12 protein-coding genes are annotated in these 20451 nt (G+C 37.2%); all 12 read right to left on the bottom strand.

Features of this window, described 5'->3' with window-relative positions:
- Nucleotides 1–214: 214 nt before the first annotated feature.
- A complete protein-coding gene (locus AST99_RS03390; protein WP_057779157.1) occupies nt 215–1630 on the bottom strand; it encodes a right-handed parallel beta-helix repeat-containing protein in 1416 nt (471 codons plus the stop codon).
- 231 nt (nt 1631–1861) lie between these two features.
- Nucleotides 1862–3874 (bottom strand): SGNH/GDSL hydrolase family protein, encoded by a 2013-nt coding sequence (locus tag AST99_RS03385; RefSeq protein WP_198151396.1) that lies wholly within the window; start codon nt 3872–3874, stop codon nt 1862–1864.
- A 24-nt stretch (nt 3875–3898) separates the two neighbouring features.
- Nucleotides 3899–6391: a heparinase II/III family protein gene (locus AST99_RS03380; protein ID WP_057779152.1), complete on the bottom strand. Its 2493-nt coding sequence runs from the start codon at nt 6389–6391 to the stop codon at nt 3899–3901.
- 56 nt (nt 6392–6447) lie between these two features.
- Nucleotides 6448–7830, bottom strand: a complete 1383-nt coding sequence (locus tag AST99_RS03375; RefSeq protein ID WP_057779150.1) for an FAD-dependent oxidoreductase — start codon at nt 7828–7830, stop codon at nt 6448–6450.
- A 35-nt stretch (nt 7831–7865) separates the two neighbouring features.
- The gene (locus AST99_RS03370; RefSeq protein ID WP_083495584.1) at nt 7866–9431 is read right to left on the bottom strand and encodes a sodium:solute symporter family transporter; all 1566 of its coding nucleotides are present in this window, start codon (nt 9429–9431) and stop codon (nt 7866–7868) included.
- A 170-nt stretch (nt 9432–9601) separates the two neighbouring features.
- On the bottom strand, nt 9602–10471 hold the full coding sequence (locus tag AST99_RS03365; RefSeq protein WP_157486290.1) for a hypothetical protein: 870 nt from the start codon (nt 10469–10471) through the stop codon (nt 9602–9604).
- Between the two features lie 10 nt (nt 10472–10481).
- Nucleotides 10482–11690: a glycoside hydrolase family 88 protein gene (locus AST99_RS03360; protein WP_057779144.1), complete on the bottom strand. Its 1209-nt coding sequence runs from the start codon at nt 11688–11690 to the stop codon at nt 10482–10484.
- A 316-nt stretch (nt 11691–12006) separates the two neighbouring features.
- Nucleotides 12007–13641 carry a GH39 family glycosyl hydrolase gene (locus tag AST99_RS03355; RefSeq protein ID WP_057779143.1) on the bottom strand — a complete coding sequence of 545 codons (1635 nt, stop codon included), beginning with the start codon at nt 13639–13641 and terminating at the stop codon, nt 12007–12009.
- A 52-nt stretch (nt 13642–13693) separates the two neighbouring features.
- Nucleotides 13694–15052 carry a family 43 glycosylhydrolase gene (locus AST99_RS03350; RefSeq protein ID WP_083495583.1) on the bottom strand — a complete coding sequence of 453 codons (1359 nt, stop codon included), beginning with the start codon at nt 15050–15052 and terminating at the stop codon, nt 13694–13696.
- Between the two features lie 181 nt (nt 15053–15233).
- Nucleotides 15234–18761 (bottom strand): FixG Ig-like domain-containing protein, encoded by a 3528-nt coding sequence (locus AST99_RS03345; RefSeq protein WP_057779139.1) that lies wholly within the window; start codon nt 18759–18761, stop codon nt 15234–15236.
- 39 nt (nt 18762–18800) lie between these two features.
- A complete protein-coding gene (locus AST99_RS03340; RefSeq protein ID WP_198151392.1) occupies nt 18801–20153 on the bottom strand; it encodes a hypothetical protein in 1353 nt (450 codons plus the stop codon).
- Nucleotides 20154–20202: 49 nt separating this feature from the next.
- Nucleotides 20203–20451: hypothetical protein (locus AST99_RS18685; protein ID WP_198151390.1), on the bottom strand; the 249-nt coding region annotated here is incomplete at its 5' end.

Genomic DNA, 20451 nt, shown 5'->3' with positions numbered 1-20451 from the left:
CATTCTATATAAGTTATACTCCTTTTGTAGACATATATTGCATTTTATGGTATGAATGCCTATTAACTACGGATTGATTATCGCTATCGTAACAGCTTCATCCTATTGTTGAAATATTAAATGAATGTATAGCATCTTTTTTTATACAGACTAAACTATTCTTGTGCATTTCAAAATAATTTAGGACAGCTATTTTTTGTTTAGCCGTTTTAAATCATTTCTTTCTAGAAGACAAGTTTTTCACCTCACCTTTACTATCGACGTCTAAATTTTCTGTACCTGGGTAAACTAATATCTTTGCCATGGTTTGATTGTCTAATTTAATATTAGTTGCATGCATGATATCTTTTGCACTGAAATTCCCATAGCTTTCCGAAACCGATAACTTAATCGATAGGGTTTCGGGAATAAAATTATCATCACTCGTTTTAATTACAATATGATGACCGGTACCGTTAATTTTCGCTAACATAGCGTTTGCCATTCCATTATGGCTATCAAGAATATTCATCTCTACTGAAGCATTTTTAGCATTGGTATAAGGCACACCAAAAGCTTCGGCATACTTGGCATTCGCACTGCAATTTATCAAGGTATCTTCGTTACCGACATTAAATCCAGTAGCCACACAATCGCGTACCACACAATCAATTACTGTATCTCCCGACGTACTTAATCCTGTACAAATACCGCGTCGCATCTGGAATACGGTACAGCTTTTTATGGTTGTGTTTTTAGTTTTATGTCCGTTATATTCTGGATACATGCGAATGCCGTCCTCACTCAAGGAAATAATTTCACCTGGAAGAATTTTTCCGTCTTCCCTAATTATTGTGCCTTCAACATACCCTGGTTTATGTGCATGCTTTGGTTTGATGGCATAGAAATCTTTTTCGAACATATAACCTGAAGTTTCGGCTAGAATAGCATCAGTCGTTCTCAGTAATCCATCAACATGACAATCTTCAATCAGTGTGTTTTCTGCCCCTTGTAAAAAGATAGCATGCCCCATCGCACGCATATGTACTTTACAACCGATAAGGGTAACGTTTTTAGCGGGATATCCTACACGAATACCGTTCATTTTTCTAACATCTCCGCCACCTAAACCAAATAAGCTCCCGTAGCCATACGGATTAGAGCCGGCAGTTCGCACCTCTACATTTTTAAGCGTAATATGCTCACCTACGATATTAAATATTTTGTTTTTGCTCTGCATACCAGGATGGTCGCCATAAGTTTCAATATACAAACCCTCGAAAGTGGTATGATTTCCAGAAATTTCGATGGCACAATACATACTATTTCCATCGTCACTTTTTGTTAAATCTGTACGACTAAACAGCTTGGTGTCGACCATCAATCTAACTCCTGTTAAATCGTAATGAGAATTATTTCCGGTAACCTCAATAAATCTTATTTTTTCAGCATCATCAATTTGATAATTCCCAGCTTTAAGTCTGACGTTAACATTATCTTTATCGATGTATTTTTTAAAATCAGATAATGTGCTCACCGTTATAAAATCGTCTTGAACGTTTAGGGTTTCTGTATTCTGAATATTTGCCTGAGAAACTGTAGTTATTAAAATAACTAAGCACATCGAAATAAGCAATTTGATACGTTTCATATATATTTTTTTATTAATCCCAAGCATCGAAAAATCACTTTTAAAATGACTAACCAATGGATACATAAAAGTATAATAGAACTAGCGCATAGGATATGAACTATTATCCAAACGCTATAAATTATTACCCATAATTAAAAAATGAGTACCCAACCAGCATAAAAGTTTATTAAAGCGCCCTAAATCTTCACGATAGAAGTTCTCTAGACTAATACAATTTCAAATTTGGATTCAATACAATTCCCTTAGCAATTCATTTAAATAACTCGGGTAATTTACACCTTGACCTCCACCTCTAGTAATGGAATCTCCAAAACAAATTATACGTTGGTTTGGTTTTAGAAGCTCATTTGATTTTAAAAACTTAAACACCTGTTCCGCAATAAAACGATAGCCCAAAGCTGTTGGGTGCACACCATCCTGTTTCCCACTATTTTTTTCATTTTTAATAAATATATCCTGATTGTGTTGCGGTAGATTTAGGGCTTTAAACTCAGCATTTAAATCGAAAGCATAAATACTATGTTTCTTGGATAACGCTTTTACAATCGTTCCAACGTGGTCTAGTTTTTGGTTTGGTGTTTCTGTAAATTGTTTTTTATCATGACGCATAAATAAGTACGTACTATCTGCTGGAATGGGAGTCATTACAACCAACTGACTTCCACTAGCTATAATCTTTTCTATCAAGGTTTCTAGATTAGATGTATAAGTTTTATAATCTGTCATTTTATTTGAGTTCAACATATCGTTGGTTCCTACCATCATTATCACTACATCTGGTTTCTCCTCTAAAACATCTTTATCTACTCGTTTTAATAAATCTCTAGTAGAGTTTCCTCCAATACCGGCATTAACCACTTTATTCTTTTCTTCGGAATTACTTACCGTGCAATTCACCGCTAAATCATTTAAATGTACAGGCATCCCTGTATCGTTAATCAGCTTAATATTTCTAGCCCCAGCATAGGTACCGCTCGGTTTATCCGGATTTCGGTAGCGGTGGACATCGTCCCAAAAGGATTCACCAAAAACGATTGGTGCCTCCACAGTTCTGGTTTTATTTTGATATTTTCGAATGCTAATCTGATGTCCTGAACCATTGATTTCTGCCAATCTTGAGACTTTATAATCACTAACGGTATCCATTAGCTCCAAATCTACCACAGCATTTTTAATATTATTTCCAACAAATGTGATGAGTGGACCGTATAAAGCATCACCCTTGCTATTTTCTATAATTCCGTTATCTCCAATAGAAAACCCCTTTTCTTGACAACCAATAGCGATTGAACCAACAATTTTTGTTGGTGGTAAATTGGCGCTTAAATCGAAGCCTGAACGCATGTTTTTCACCGTGCAATTAATAACAATTACACCTTTAGTGCGACGTCCATTGAGTCCGCCATCCGGATAAGTACGAATCCCGTCTTCCGACAATGATTTCATTTCATTTGGTAAAATTTTTCCAGGCGGATAATCACTTTTAAAGCCCACATCGAAAGCCGGTCCAGAAGTTTCGGCTAACATCTCGTTTGTCTCACGCATCTTCCCTTCTACATAACAATTTTCCAAATAAGTATTCACAGCGCCTTGCATGAAAATACCGTGACCATAAGCGTGGGTTACCACTTTACAACCCAATAATTTGGTATTCATACCTTCTACTAATAATACAGAATGTTTATGCAAAGGCACCAAAGCATTACCGCCTTTTCCTAACAAATGGCCGTAACCATAAGGCGAAGAACCTTGAACAAATAAGTCGGCGTTTTTAATCGTGTTATCATCGCCCATAACTCGTAACATTTGTACACGATGCGCAGGCACCTCTTCCCCAATATCTCTTCCGGTTAATCCTTCGATATAATTGTTATTACCACTGACTAAAAACTCACTGAATTCACAATTAGGATAGTTTTTATGTAGTTTTGTATCGATATTAAGCGTCACGCCACTTAAAAAATACTGACTATTATTTCCCGAAAAATGAATTAAAGAACCAATACGAAAATCACCGCGCTGTTTATAATTCTCTCCATATTTAAACACACTCAGTTTCCCGATTTTAATAGAATTTATGCTGTAGCTTCCTGGTTTCATCTTCACCAGCACATCACTTTTCCCTGCGTATTTAGCTAATTTTTCAATTGAATTTATAATAATCGTATCGCGCGGATGTGTTTTGGCTTGCACTGAAACGCAAACTAAAAGTAACAGCAAAAGTGTTATTATATGTTTCATATCTCTCATCATTTTTATAGTATACTATTCTTGCACTGCTGTGTGTTCTGTGGCTACAAAAATATCATCTACAAACTCCTGAATGGTAATCTGAACGTTATCGCCTTTTAAGTCTTTTATAGTTATGATCTGCTTTCGGCCGTCTGTTAAATACACGGTGAGCTCATTTTCATTTTTAGATTCTATTTTAGCAATGGCTGATGCATCTTTATAAGGTTCTAATACATGTAGAAATTGTGCTTCTGTATCTGAAATCCGAACCCCATACGTAGCACGGTCTGGACTATTTCTGATATCCCTTTGTTTTCCTGCATTTGGATATTTAGACACAAAAACCTCCGCTTTTTTAGGCCAAAGTGTATGCACATCTAGTTTCATATCATCCTCTTGAAACATCACTTTTTTAGTATTTTTAGACGTATACCATTGGGCGTCTTTAAAGTATTTATACTGAGAATTGGAATCGTCACTCAACTGATCTTGAACCGCTCCTTTTGACTTTGCGCCTGATATAGACTGAAAGCCAACAGGATGCAATAGCCAATCGTAATCGTGTTTTTGCGACAATTTCATATAGTCTGCTATAATTACATAATCATCGGTTACTACAGAGAGGCGTCGTTGTAAAATGGGTTCAAAATCGGGAGCATAATCAAAATCGTTCCAAGGCGGAAATACTTCTCTATTGAAAATTGGGATGCGTCGCCACCTTGCTTGCGTTTCTACTATCGTAGCCTGCATGATATCACCTTTATAAAATAAAGTTTGCTCGGAAGGCACGGCTTCTTGTTGTAAACCATCGACCACCACCATATTATGCGTTGCTGAGGCTTGCACAGATTCTTTATACCCCGCATGTCCATATCCGAACCAGACCATTTCAGTTCCAAAATATTTATGACCGTAACGGTTTAAAGCAACCATTCCCGTGCGGTCTAAATGTCCGTGCCAGCCACCATGTGTTCCAAATTTAAAATAGGCTTGAATTTGATCTTCTGGCTGATTACTTTCAGGTTGCGAGCGTAAGGCGACTAAACCAACATTAGATACATAATCTGATGCCGTTCGTGGGTCTTCAACCTCTGGTAATTCGGCAACGCCATATAACAAAGCTAACCAACTGTCACGTTCAGAATGGTTCAAGACCCAAGCCAAATCGTCTTCTTGATAATGCCGGTATGCCAATTCATAAAAATCACCGGGTTTGGCTAAAGTGCCATCGTTATTTGGAATTAAATTGGCATTTTCATCCATCATCGGGATATACGCCATTACCATGTCCTCTAAACCTCGTGTACTCGATCCCGTTGGTCCCCAAATATCGAACTTCATGCCTGTAAATCCATCTTTAGCATTCTCGAAATCTTTACTTTTATAGCGTGCAGGTAAACGTCTATCGTACAAATTCCAACCATAATTCTCATAGGCTTGAGCCACCAAACTAAATCGTTCGGTTACTAGATAGCAATACCCTGGCGTGCCTTCAAACCACCAGCCATCGGGCATAATCCCTTTAGCCATTTGATCGAACAAACCGCCATCACTTTCAACAAAGTGATTTAAAGTTGACATATCTTGCAAAAAAAGTGAAGTCACTACAGATCCAATATTTGCACTAGCCTGATGATTCATAATCCCAATCGGACTCATATGAGAACGGTCTTGTTCTAAATAATAGCGCATGGTCTGTTCTATATTTTGACGCTCTTGTTCGGAAAAAATATTCTCGCCGTAAAGAATATCGCAAACGGCGGCCAAATACATAAAGAAATTACCTTCATGCACTTGTACACCCGTCGTTGCTGCTCCAATAGACAAATAACCTTTTTCAGGATCTGTAACATCTTTAACCAGTTGAACCACTTTTTCTAAATAGGTTTTATTCCCCGCAAATTTATAAGCTAAAAGCACTTGAAATGCCTTTTCTGAATCTGCCGCATTGTAAGCCAAACTTTTCCATCGGAGTGTATTTCTTGCCTTATCTACAACCTTCAATTCTGGAACCTCATAGGCATCTGCAAATGCAATAAGCTTATCTAAATTTTCCTTGGCCCAAACTGTAGTTTTTACCTTATTTTTGGCTTTTCCCAAAATGGCATCGGTTACAAATAGAAAGGGATGCGGTCTATAACGTACTGTAATAAATGATAACTGTGCTGTTTGATTATTACTGACATTTTCCACTATTAACACACTAGTTTCTTGTCCACCAACTGGAATCCGGTCGCTAACTATCATTTGAAATGCACCTTTATAATGCGCTTTACCTCTTATGGTAATAAGTGAATCTTTCAAGCTTACTTGACAAGCCAAGGTTTGAGGGGCTTCAATTCTAATTTTAAAATCTTGAGACTCTGAAGTCGTATTTGTTATTGTAAAATTATAAGTAATACTATCACTTGCTTTTGCTGCTTTAGACTGCTGACCACTATTTAACCATGTATTTTTTATGCTATTATGGGCATAGCCACTGAGACTAATTAACCAAATAAGGAGAACGAACTTTATATGTTTCATAATAAGAATTTCAAGTATTTTCGATTTTATTTTGTTGCTTTTAATCTAAGAGGTTTTTATCCTAAATACGCACCATTGGCTTTTAGTTCTTGTTCAAGTTTCGCATAGTCTAAATCATTTGGAAATACTTTACTAACAGCAGATAATCCTGCCATAGTTCCAGCACCTTGACCAATAGCCATGGCAATCGGCGTGACTCGTAATCCAGCACTAGCATGGTGATCTGCACCGATGGCACGACCAGAAAGCACTAAATTATCTATCTCATTAGTTAGCAATGAATCTTTAGGAATATAATACGCACCTTCATCTTTTAAATGAACTGTATCTGTATCTCCTCCATCTGGAGAATGAATGTCTAATGGATACCCACCAACTGCAATGGGTTCTTTAAAACGAACTTCATTCACTAAATCTTCTGCCGATAAAACGTATTTGGCATGCGGGTGACGCGACTCACGAATTCCAATATGTGGTGCCGTGCTTACAAACGTGGCTTCTTCAAAACCAGGTGCATATTTTCTCAGGAAATTAAAAATTTCCACACATTGTTTACGGCCTAAAGTTTCAGCTTTACTTAATTCGAACGGATTTAACGGGTCGAATCCAAGCACTCTTGAAGTATTAAAAATAAACTCTCCTTCTGTATTGGTTTCAAAAAACAAAACGTTATCTCTTGGCACCGTCACTTCCCCTTTTGCCTTGGCTGCATTCCATAAATCGTAGAATCCCCAAGTAGAAATCCGTTTCGTTTTCTTTAATATTTCGGCCTTATCGGCAGAACGCTCTTCGGCATCAAACTGATCCCAATTATTAATCATATACTCACGAAGCTTTGCGGTATTGACATTGCCGACTTTGATATTGGTGGTCATAGGCTGCGATTTATTATCTTCCACCCGACCTTCGGTAAACGGCACTCCTGATAATTTTACAATCTCACTATCACCACTAGCATCTACAAATACTTTGGCTGGAATTTCTTGAATGCCACCGCGATTATGAATAAAAACCGATGTAATTTGTCGTCCTTCTTTAGAAATATCAATCAATCGTGTATGATATAAAATTTCTGCTCCGGCTTCAATAACCATATCTTCTAAGGTCACTTTTAGCATTTCGGCATCGAATGGTGTTACTGTAGAACAATATCCTGTTCCATCTAAAATATGTCCTGGACTGGCACCTTTGGCTACCAATCTGCTCACCATTTCATTTGGCGTACCAAATACTAATTGTCGACCAGCACGATTGTGGAAGGTCATCATCGGACCAACACCCATGGCTGTAAGCGAACCTCCTAGAAAACCAAATTGTTCTATCAGAAGCGTTTTTGCACCCGTTTTCGCTGAGGCTATAGCTGCATGACTTCCGGAAACTCCGCCCCCTACGACTATAACATCATATCCTTCTATTAATTTTGTATTGAATGTTTTCATTTTTTAAGTTTTTATATGCTTGTTCAAGACGACGCTTAAACCATAGATTTTTGATTTGTTTTTGAACTAAATTTTGATTGAATTAAAGCGACAATAATTACAATTAAAGCACCTACGGGGAACCACCAAAAGAAACTGATGCCTTCGTAATGCATACCTGCAATGGCCACAATAGCTATTAAAGCGCCAGACATGATTCCGTTAACACTTCCTTTTCGCATTAAAGCTAAAAAAGCAATTCCTATTAAAGTTCCGTAGGCATAACCCGGGACTTTAAACCCTAAGGCCAGTAAGCCACCATCTTGGAAAAAGCTAAAACCATAGGCTAGCACAGCTAAGATTACTCCCCAAACCACGATTGCTATTTTCGATATTTTAACCACTTTAGTCTCGTCCATTGTTTTTAAATTTGGAAATACTAAAGAACCAACCCCCATCACACTGGTTTGCGATAATGCGGTTAAGGCCGAATCTAATGTTGAAATTCCTGCAGCAAACATGGCAGCGATAATGAGGCCAGAAATACCATTGGGTAATTCATTTACCACATAATACGGAAAAATTCTATCGGGTTCCGAACTGATTGAAGCACTTATAATCTCTGACAAGGGATTAATATGATAATAAGCAACTAATGCAATACCTACAAAAGCCATAATCCAAGTGGTTGCCACGCCAATGACAGAAAAGGCTACTGCTTTACGCGCTTCCTTTAAATTCTTACAACACAAAGCACGTTGGGTCACGACTTGATCGACGGCATTAGACCCAAATTCGAAAAAAGTACATCCTAAAATCCCAACCCACAACGTATAGGTTTTATGAGGATCTAAGGACAAATCTAGAATGGCCAACTTGGCTTTTTCATCAGCTATACTCATCATTTCTCCAAAGCCACCAGGAATATCGCCAATGGCATAAAATAACGCAAAACAGGCTCCAAAGATGAAAATCATAAATTGAATCGCATCTGTCCAAACCACGGTGGTAATTCCGCCAATATACGACCAAACCACAGCAAATAAGGCAATAATAGCGATACAAACCACCGTACTTTGTCCCGTAATTACACTTAACACCAAAGCCGTTCCTAGCAAACGTACACCCTGACTCATAGTCGCACCAATCATAAAAAAGGTACGCGATAACTGGCTTACTTTTACACCTAAGCGATTCTGAATAAAATCGTACGGACTAAAAACACCGTCTTCATAATATTCTTTCAGGAGAACAAAGACAAACAATATGTTTCCTAAAGCAAAGCCAATCGTCATTTGTAAATAGGTTAAATTGCCATTTAATGAAAATACAAATGCTGGGACTGCAATAAACGTGGCTACACTAGTTTTGGTTGCAATTAACGATAAGGAAACCGCCCACCATGGTAGATTATTACTGCCTTTAAAAAAGGCATCTAAACCTTTGTCTTTATTTTTAACCAATTCACCAATCAGTGTCGTTCCCAATAAAAACACAATTAAAACAATCCAATTCATGGTTGAAAAATGACTTGACGCAATAGCACTATCATTTTGAGAATACATCAATACCGATCCCATGCTTAGCAAAGTATATATACTGTATTTTATAATTTTATTCATTATCCGCCTTAGTTTAAAGGTATTAACTGTTTATAATATTCAACCACACATAATCTATAAACAAACAACATAAAACACTTGTTTTTAACCAATTACAAAGCACTATACCTTACTTGTAATATTAGAATTTCATCTATTACTAAATATAATAACCAGAGTCTATGATTTTACTATTTAACACCAGCTTCAATGATTGCCTTCGCATCATTAGGGCTAGTTTTTTGTTTTCCCGTAAGTAAATAGATTATCATTCCGGCATCAGAAGGATCAAAATCTCCTTTTTTAACACAAGTAAGTTGGCGTTCATACAACCAGTCTAATTGCTTTTTTGTTGCTTCGGAATGATTGCGAATCGGAGATGTTTTAATCCAATCGAATAAGGCCTTGGACGCTTTCATACCTTCATAATCTTTTCCGCCATTCTGATCCACAATTCTGTCCAAAGTCAATCCTTTAGGTTTAAACTCGCTTTGAATCTCTTTCCATGTCCACCCCGAGTGCTGTTCCCAATCATTTGGTCTATCTGAATGATTATCATTCCAACTTGAATGAGAAATAAGGCGAACATATTTTAATTTTGAAGTTTTTGCTTTTGAGATAGCACTTCCAACTACATGCATTGGTCCTGCAGCAATGATGGTTAAAGGATCGGTTTTACTCGATTTATTAATTTCTTTAGTAATAGCAAGCATAGCACTTGTAGAATCTGCTACCGCTTCAATAAAATTAGAATTCTTAAAATTGTAGATGTCTTTACCTTCTAATGCACTTTTAAGCATTTGGTCTTTTCCATCACTTTTATCATGATTACTCCCCCAAATATGATCGCTAAACGTATACACCGTTAATTGATCTTGTAAATTACGAGCCGCTAATAAAGCCAATGTAAACGGGGTTGCTGCCCAATCGTCATGATCGTGTTCATTACCATCTGAACTCACCACAATTCGGCCAATACTGTAAGGCACTGTTTGTGCGTAAAAGTAAGTCGGCAGACAAAGCATTAGACATAACATTAAGCAAATTTTAAAGTGTCGCATATTTTAAATTTTAAGGATTTATAACCGTTGTATTTTCTATTTTCTTTAAACGCAATAAGGCCTCCATATAATAATAATCGGCATAAATAATAGAGGCATCTATTTCTGAATTTCTGGGATGATGTCCAGTAGAATGCAGTAACAAAGACTGGTTAGTATCGCCACTTAAATAATGCTCTGAAGACAGTGCTTTGATAAAGCGTTTCGCCTGATTGAAATATTTTTCTTTTAATTTTTCGTCCTTAACTAGCGTAGACAATTCGAGCATCCCACAAGCCGCAACTGCTGCTGCCGAAGCATCTTTTGGTGCGTTGGGGATTTTAGGATCGTCGAAATCCCAAAACGGCACACCGTCTTCAGGCAAGCGTTCTAAATATTTATCTGCTAATTTTATCGAGGTGTCTAAAAAATCTTCACGCCCTGTTTCTCTATACGAAAAAGCAAAACCGTAAATTCCCCAAGTTTGTCCGCGTGCCCACATGGAATCGTCTGCATAGCCTTGGTGTGCCACTCCTCTTAAGAATTCTCCTGTTTCGTCATCAAAAGACCCTAAGTGATAGGTTGAATAATCGGGTCTTACCAAGTTCTTCATGGTCACTTCGGCATGACTTTCGGCTATATCATACAATGATTTTGAACCTCCGTTTTTAGCTGCCCAAAACAGCAACTCTAAATTCATCATATTATCGATAATGGTATTGTGAGGATACTCTGGTTTTCCTAACCACGATTGAATACTGCCTACTTTAGGATTGTATAAAGTTGCTAAAGTGTCGGCAGCAGCTAGCATCACTTTTTTATAGGCTTCATTTCCTGTTAAGCGATACCCATTGCCAAAACTACAATACACTTGAAATCCGATATCATGATCTGTAGCAGGTGTATATGCAATGGTTTTAATTGGTTCTGTAAATTCTTGAGCAGCTTGTTTTAAACTTTCATCTCCAGAAAACTCATAACCATACCACAAGACACCCGGCCAAAACCCACTACACCAATCACGCACACCAACCAAATCCCATTCGGTATCTTCCTTAAGAATAGTTCTTGGAAAACTATCTCTAACTTTTATGTGATTAACCACTTTACTTATCTTTTCAGTGTTGGCTTGTAACACCTGATCGACCTCTGAAGTTGTCGCTATTTTTTTTTGATCACGGCAACTCGTTAATGTAAAAAGAATTAGCACAATTAATAAACTCGTATTATAAACTTTCATATTGAAACATTTTAGCTTCCTTAAAATTATAAAGACTAAAATGAGAAGTGTATAAATTATCATTCAAATAATAGCACTTATAAGTCATTACAAGCATTACGAACGCATTTTCACGGACTTTAATAGTGTTATTATAATGTAACAGATGTAGAATTTAAATTTGGCAAGCCTACCCATTTAGAAATAAAATAAAAAAAAGTGAATCAAAATAGCCTTTTACTACTTTGATTCACCCTATCATTTTATTATAAATCACTTACCGCTAAGTGGGTTTAAAAGTCAACAATTTAGATATTTTTATTCGTAATAGTTCCCTTTAATTTATTTGTTCAATCAAAACCACACTCCACGGACTCATAACACGATTGATATTGAATTTACCATTGTCACCAACTGTAATAATTTCAGTATTTAGAGCTTCGGCAGCTTTTTTCAACACTTTAATTTGCTCTCGTGTTGGAGGTTCTGGTTTCCCCATATTTTCCCAAGAATTGTAAATATTACCATGATCTTTATCTAAAGTTTCCAACTTAAATTGAGTTCCTGGTTTTAAATTGGTTAATTCCATAGTTAACTGACGTGTTTCTCCGCGCTCGTATTTATCAATCTTTTTAATACTTGCTGGCACGGCTTTATAATGATCTTCTGGATAATTATAAGCTAAAGCCACCACTTTACCATTACTTGATTTTTTACTGACAAATAAGTAATCATTTTTAAATAATTTTTCATCACCTAAATGATGCAACATACGGTAGGCATGATATGAAGGCTTAACCAAACCCTGAAAGTTTATCATTCCAAATCCGCCGTGGAAGATACTGTGTCCGCCTCCTTTTTCTTCAAAAACATCGGTAAACGTCCAAAATGCTAAGGAGTTGGTTAAACCAATACTCTCTAAATTTGTACGTACAATATAAGCTGCTGGTGGTAAGAAATCGTGCATCGCATCGCGACTATTCGGACTCGTATTCCACTCGGTTAAATGAATTTCTGCATTTGGATACGCACTGGTTTTAATCACCTCGTTTAACCATTTAATATCGACCACCGTTGAATGCACATTTCTAGAAAAGTCTTTCCCTTTTCCGGTTCGAGGGTCTAAAGGATAATCTGTTGGATACGGATGTGTAGAAATAAAATCTACCGGCAATTTTTCCTTTGCGCAATACGCTAAGAAATCTTCTATCCAAACCCCTTTCCACTGTAAATCGTTTATATTCTCTGCTGTAAATGTTTTGGTAGACCCTTTTGTATCTGTTATTTCTCCTTCATGACGATCGTCGGCCACAAAATTACTAGTAGAAGGTCCTCCTACTTTTAACTGACTATCGACAGAACGCACGGCTTGAACAGAAGCTTTATACAATTCGAAATACTGAGTTTTTGTGGCATCCCAAAACAAACCATACAAGTTAGGTTCGTTCCAGACTTCAAAATACCAGCCACGAACTTCATCTATACCGTAGCGATCTACCACGTGTTGCGTAAAAGCCTCAACTAAATTATACCATTTTTTTTGATACTCTGGACCAGGCGTTATATTCGCTTTCCACCAAAAGATGGTTTTAGAATCTTCGGCTGCCATACTTTTAGGAAAGTAAGCCAACTCTACAAACGGACGCACATTTAAATCTAATAAACGATCGAAAACCTCATCGATATATTGCCAGTTATACACTTCTTTGCCATCCACTTCCACAATGGGAAACATGTCGTCGTGAAACAAACCGTGAAAACGTACGGTTTCAAAACCACATTCTTCTTGCACCTTTTCCAATTGTTCTAACCACCCTGCCCGTAATGCTTCATTTGCCCGACCGGCACCTACACTTTTGCTCCAAAGATGTTCAAATTTTTCACCTTGTGTATTTGCGTTCACCGAGACATTTTGGGAAAAACCTACTCCCGCTTGCGCTAAGAGTAAGACGAGTATTAATATCCTTTTCATGCTTTATTCGTTTTAATTTTTAGTTTATTTTATTTCTTTTGAAAACAGAACGTTATTGCTCGTCTTCAAACACTTGAACTAATTTTATATAATCTATCGCGATATCTCCTTTTGATGGTTTCCAATCTTTTTTGAAAATGCGCACCAGATTATCTCCTGCTTTTAAATCGACCAAACCAAAATCTATTTCTTTAAATGTTTTAGTCTGCGGAAATTTAAACTCGCGATAAATATGACTATTGATTAAAATATCGTGATTAGAATCGCCATCTGGAGAGGCATAACTTACGATAAATCGATACTTGGCTGGTTTAGCAACTTGAGCTAAAATAGAGACATGGTCGTACGGATTATCAAAATTTGTAACGTAGCCTTTACCGCTATACCCTTTTATATAAGTGTCGACAAAGACGTTATACAATTCGCCACCTGCAGCAAATCCGTTTTCAGCCTCTAAAAGCAAGGTTGTTCTCGTCCGTTTTGCATTCCCTAAACCTTCTTTTGAGGGTACAATTGGAATGATATCTCCATTTTTATCATACTTTAAATAATCGGCCATAGAGGAACGGGTTTCGCTTAAACCACCAGACATCCAGGCACTGTGATAAAACATAATATCTTTACCTTTAAAAGTTACAGTTCCGCCGTGATTTGTACCACTCTGACCTTCAAAATCGTCTATAAATACATCTTTAAACTCGTAGGGCCCTAGAGGTTTATCAGCTACAGCATAGAACATTTTTTCTGGCCAGCGTCTTGGTGTTAAACCTGGATAAGTTAAATAATATTTTCCTTTGCGTTTGTGTACCCAAGGCCCTTCAAACACATGTGTTAATTGCGGTGTTAAATCGACATAGGTTTCTGGTTTAATCGACATTAAATCTTCGTTCAATTCGGCCGCAAAACACTTACGATCATGTCCCCAATATAAATATGGCGTTCCATCATCATCAATAAATAACGCGGGGTCTTGGCCAAATTCCACGCCTTTTACATAACCTAAATCTGTAAACGGTCCTTGAGGTGAATCGCTTCGTGCGATTCCTGTTCTAAAGAGTCCGATTCCGGCTTCTTTCATACAATAAATTAAATAATATTGTCCGCGATAAAAGGCGGCATCCATAGCCCAAGCATGACTCTCTGCCCAATCTACATTCTCTAAATGTAAAATGCGTCCGTGATCTGTCCAGTTTACCAAATCTGTTGAAGAAAAGGCGTGGTAACCCGTCATTCCATAATGATTATTAGAACCTGGCTCGTCATGACTGGTGTAAACCCAAAGCGTGTTGGGATCGTCTGGCCAAACATGTGGTGATGGATCTGCGGTAAATACATTAGTGAATATTGGATTTTGAGCAAACCCAAACCCCATATTAATGATGCATACTAATATTGTCCATTTTATTTTCATAAGTATTTTTTTTTTTAAACCGTATCATATGTCATATCCTAAAAGATCTTAGGAGATACAAGTATAAAAATTTGAGAGATTTTTTCATATAAACTATAATCCATATGCCCTAAATTATAGCCCATTTAAAACTATTAGATTGTCTACTATGAATTTGCCTTTCAAATTATTATAACTCAATTTATTTTTTATCGTGAACAGTGGTCTCACTTCTTAATAGAGTGCCATTCTTAAATTCTTCGACCGTAACCTGAACTTTATTGGTATCATGTTCCAAAGCTTGAAGCGTTAAATGTTGTACACGTCCATCGATTAAAGTTACTATAAGTTCATTTTCATTTTTAGCTTCTACCGATTCTATTACAGATTGATTTTCGTAAGGTTCGATTACCGCGAGGTATCTAGCCGATTTCCCTTTCGTTCTTACCGCCATAGATTTTAAACGTGACGTTTCGTCGCCTAATGGAAAATCCCCACCTATTTTAGCCTCAAATCGCACTGCATTTAGTCCGCTTAAATCAATAGTAATTTTGGCTTCAGACTTATAATGTATTGGCATTCCAGGTGCTGAATGTTCCATTGATTCTCCAGCAATTTTAATTGGACCACCATAATAATCTTTACCCTTTTGTTCTGGCATTAACATATTATCATATGTAACAGGTAAATCAGAAACATATACTTCAGACCCATCCTTAAGAATAACCTTAGCATCTCCCCAAAAGATAGTATTATTCCTAATTTTTCCTGGTATTTTAGTAGTGAGCACCAATTGTTTTTTACCTGTGATATTTAATTTTATAGGTTTGCTTCCTAAAATCCAAGCGCCTGTGCTATCATTCAGAATTTCTTGATTATCAGCTCTAGCCGTATACCACAATTGCTTATTCACGTAGAATCCTTCGGTAGACGTCCCGATCATCACTTCACTTTGTTTTGGCCACGCATTAAAGACGTCTATTTTTAACGGCCCATCGATGCTATTTGGTAAACGTATACCTTCATTATCGCAACCCTCACCCCAACACATTTCAAATTGAGTACGCGACGTTCCCGATACATCGTACCAATTACAATCGGTAATAAATTGCGCACTTCCAATAGGATTTGCATTCATCTGATTGGTATGATGCGAAAATTCAACCTGATCTGCTGTGATGCCTTTAAATCCTTTTGCTTGGAACATCCAATCGAATTCGTGTTCTTTATCTCCTTTTAAATAATCTGCCATCACAATATAATCGTCTAATACAATCATTGCACGACGCTGTAATACAGGTTCTGTAAATTCGGAAACTTCACCAAATTCAGGTTGATTTTCAGGTAATTCAATAGTACGACCCTCTTCCCACATTTTCTCTGCAAAGGTTTGTTTCGAATTTGGAATGCCTCCATACGGCGGATGACTCCATTTAGAATCCGTTTCTAATACCGTGGCTTGCATCATGTCCCCTGAATGAAATAACAGTCTCGAATTCTCTACCGGCTGTTGCATTTTCTGATCGACCACCACCATATTTTTATTTACAGAGGTTTGTTTCCAAAACTTATATAAATAACTGCCGTAGCCATACCAAAACATTAAAGTCCCATAAAAACTACGCCCGTAACGGCTCATATGTACTAAATTCGTTCTGTCGAAATGCCCATGATAACCACCATGAGATCCGTAATGCATGGCAGCTTGAATTTGTTCACTCTGCGGCCTATTTTCTGTTTGAGAACGCAATTGCACGATTCCCATATTATCGGCATATGCCGACACGCTCATTTTTTCTGAAGTCACATCTGGAAGATCTGGTACACCATATAATAAATCACGCTTCTCATCCCGATTTATTATTGCAGCATATTCTGGGTCTCTATATAAATAATAGGCTAACTCGTAAGATTTCCCAGAAAGTTTATCTTCTACAGCATCATTTACAGCTAGAAGAACACCACGGAAATCCATAAACGGAATTGAAGCATCCCACATGTCTTTTATACTTACATTATTGCGTTCTATCTTTCCCCATTTTTCGAATTCCATACCCATGATACCTCCTTGTCGTCTGCTAGACAATAATGAAAAGTGTTTGGTAGTACCAATAGGAAATGTGCGATCTTTAAAATTAATACCCCAAGGTTGTAAGGCTAGAGCGATTTCAGAAAACTCTGTTGCTACCCAATTGTTATACCCCACCGCACATTCGTACCACCAGCCATCGCTCATAATACCATGCTCTAAATGTTTATAAATTCCTGTTGGCCCTTCTAAAAGTTGATTAATAAGATGCCAATCTTGTAAATTCATGGCACAATAAAATGCAGCTGTTATTTCTGCCACATTCCAATTACTAATCGCGCCTTTTGTATTTCCTTTTAGCGTTTGTGTTACAAAAAGTCTGAAGGTGTGTTCTGTTCTTTGTCTATCTTGATCTGTAAGCTGCGGACTCGTTCTTATTAAATCGTACATTCTACCCACGGCTTGCCAAAATTTACCTTCCCCCACAAATGAATTACTACCACCCACTAAAGTGGCTGGGTATCCTGTTTTTGGATCGGTTAATCGGCGTAATAATGTTATACATTTTGCGGCGTATGCTTCATTTCCGGTTAACTGATAGGCTATCGCACAACTATAAATCTCGCGGCCGTCGGTTCTAAAAACAGCTTGCCCAAGCAGACGTTCCGTGTCTTCTGAAAAATCGGCACCATCTGGCACAGTCCAACGTTCTGCTTTTTTAATATAATCTTGAAGCCCTTCCTTTGCCCAATCGTATTTATCAGTCTTTGCTCTTACGTTATCCCATCCCGATTCGGTAAATACAATATTTGGAAACGGAATACTCACTGCTGTTATAAACTCAAGTGTAGCCACAGATTCTCCTGCGCCGTTCGCAATAGCTTTAATGACTTGATTTTCACGAATACCTTCTGGTAGATGTTCAGGAATATCAACCGTTAATGTACCCGTTTTTACTTCTCCAGGAGCCAATTGCAACTGACTCTGTTCAATATGTGCTTTCATGGATTCCCAGCCCACAGTTTCAATAACAAGTTGTACGGCTTGGGGTTGATTTGTAGTATTTCCTATTTTAAATTCATAAGAAACTGTTGTCCCAGCCTTAGCAGATTTTCCTTGAATTTCAGCTTCTAAAAAAGTAGTTTTACCTTTTGTCAGTTGAATATTTTTAATTTGATAGTTTCGGTTTGTATCTGAATCTATAGAAAGTAATACATGTTTTACAGCAAAAAGTGTTGCGGTTCGCTGACCAGCATCTACGTCGAACAGATTCCAAGGAATATATACTGAATGCCACCCTTTTCCCGTCACTTCAACTTTAGCCTTACTCACAGGATTTAAATCGCCATAATCTAAAGAGTCTACTTTAAAAATCGCACTGATTTGTGCCGTTGTCTCTTCCTTAAAAAACACATCCAAAGTGAGTCCGCTATAGCGCGTCCAATCGGCTGCATCACCTTGAAAGGGTCTACTAATTCCAGGAAAATACACTCTATTTTGATTCGAATACGTATAAGATATAGTATCTTTAGACTTTACTGTAGCCACCGCTTTCTTTACTTTAGAGATGCCGTTCCAATCTAAAAAATCGGAACTTCCAATGTGATTTACGTGTTGTGCAAAACCAGATTCTGCGAACATAATCATGGTTAACACTAACACACACTTCATAATATAGCTCCTGTACATTTCTATTTTCATGCTTTTATCTTTTATTTTCTAATACCAAACAGCTCAAAATTAGAGTTCGCTCACTTTCACGTTAACCCCATTATTTTCTATAATATTTCCGTTGGTTTTTATAACGCCATCTTTGGCCTGTTTGCCTATTTTTAGAGGCATTCCTGTTTCATTTATAAGCTCTAGGCCTGTAGTTTCAGCTTCGCTATACGGCGACATAGATTCGCCATGTAACGGTGGTGTATACCCGATTAAAATTGGCAATTCGTGTTGTTTCTTTTTATCATTTGTAGTTTTAAGCACGACTTTATTATCTGCTCCTAAAACAGTAATTAATGAATGTACTAATCGATCAGATTCTGTAGAATCTACACGTAATTCAACATCAACATGACTCCCCTCAACAAACAATAAAGGGCCATAATTGGCATCGCCTTTAGAGTTTATTATAGTGGTATTATCTCCAATCCAATAAGCACGTTCTGTACCTATAGTTGTACAATCCTCTAAACGTGCACTATTAAAACGCAATTCAAATCCTCCACGGGTATTTTTGGCAGTGCAATTTTTAAATGTTATGTTTTCGCATATACCATATGTTCTAAATCCATCTTCGCAAAGCGATTTCATATAGCCAGGTGTGACAACATATTCTCCTTCTCGGTTTTGAGTCCAGGTTTTAAAATTCACATCAAATGCAGGCCCTGAGGTTTCGGCTAACACAGCATCGGTTGTGCGCACTTCACCTTCCGCATAACAATCTTCGAAATAAACATTTTTAGGATGTTGTTGAATAAAAAAACAATGTCCAAAAGAACGACTATACACTTTACATCTATACAATTTCGTTTCATTTCCTGTAACTAAAAGGCCGCTATGCTTTCTGTGTTTTATTGTAGTTTCTGCTTGCTTACCTTTTCCAAATAAATCGCCATAACCATAAGGGTAAGAGCCTGCAACATGCAACGTAATATCTTTAAGCACATTAGATTCTCCGGCCACTTGAAGTACCGTACCTCCTGGCGAAGTGCCATTTCCAACACATCGTATGGTTAACCCAACAAATTCATTATTTGAACCCGTAACCAAAAACTCATCAGAATGAATTGGTGGATTTAATAACGTTCTAATTTTAGTATCCAACTCAATTTCCACACCTTTAAGATTGAACACATTATTGCTTCCGCTGAATGTAATATATTGAAACACCTTACGATTGCGACGGGCACTAATAGAATCTGAAATCAGATAATCAGTTAGTTTATATACGCCCGGCTCCATAGTAATAACATGCCCAGATTCGCCAGCATATTTCGCTAATTCACTGAGACTACTAATATGAATATCTGAAGCTTGACTAGCTGTCGTAACTAAAAAAATAAATAACGCGATTAGTCTAGAAATGATTGTCATGTATTTTAAATTTTGAAGTATTCACCTTTAACTATAGGTGATATACACTTTATTTTTTGATAAATTTTATGGTATTGTCTGTGCCTAAATTGGTAATTGGCCCTTGAGATTCTCCTGTTACTCCAGAACTTTTATTGGATAAATACACTGGATATTCCGTCTGATTATTAAGTTCAAAATCGAAGCCTTTAAAATCATTTTGATTTGGAAGATTTCCATGTAGCAGTCGGATATTGTTCTTCTCGCCACCTACTTTTATTTGCAAGCCTTGTTCTACTCCTTGGCTAGATCCTTGAAG

It is taken from the genome of Formosa algae (assembly GCF_001439665.1).
GTDB classification, from domain to species: domain Bacteria; phylum Bacteroidota; class Bacteroidia; order Flavobacteriales; family Flavobacteriaceae; genus Formosa; species Formosa algae.
Note: the sequence above shows the minus strand (reverse complement) of the source record. Positions and strands in the feature narration are given on the sequence as shown.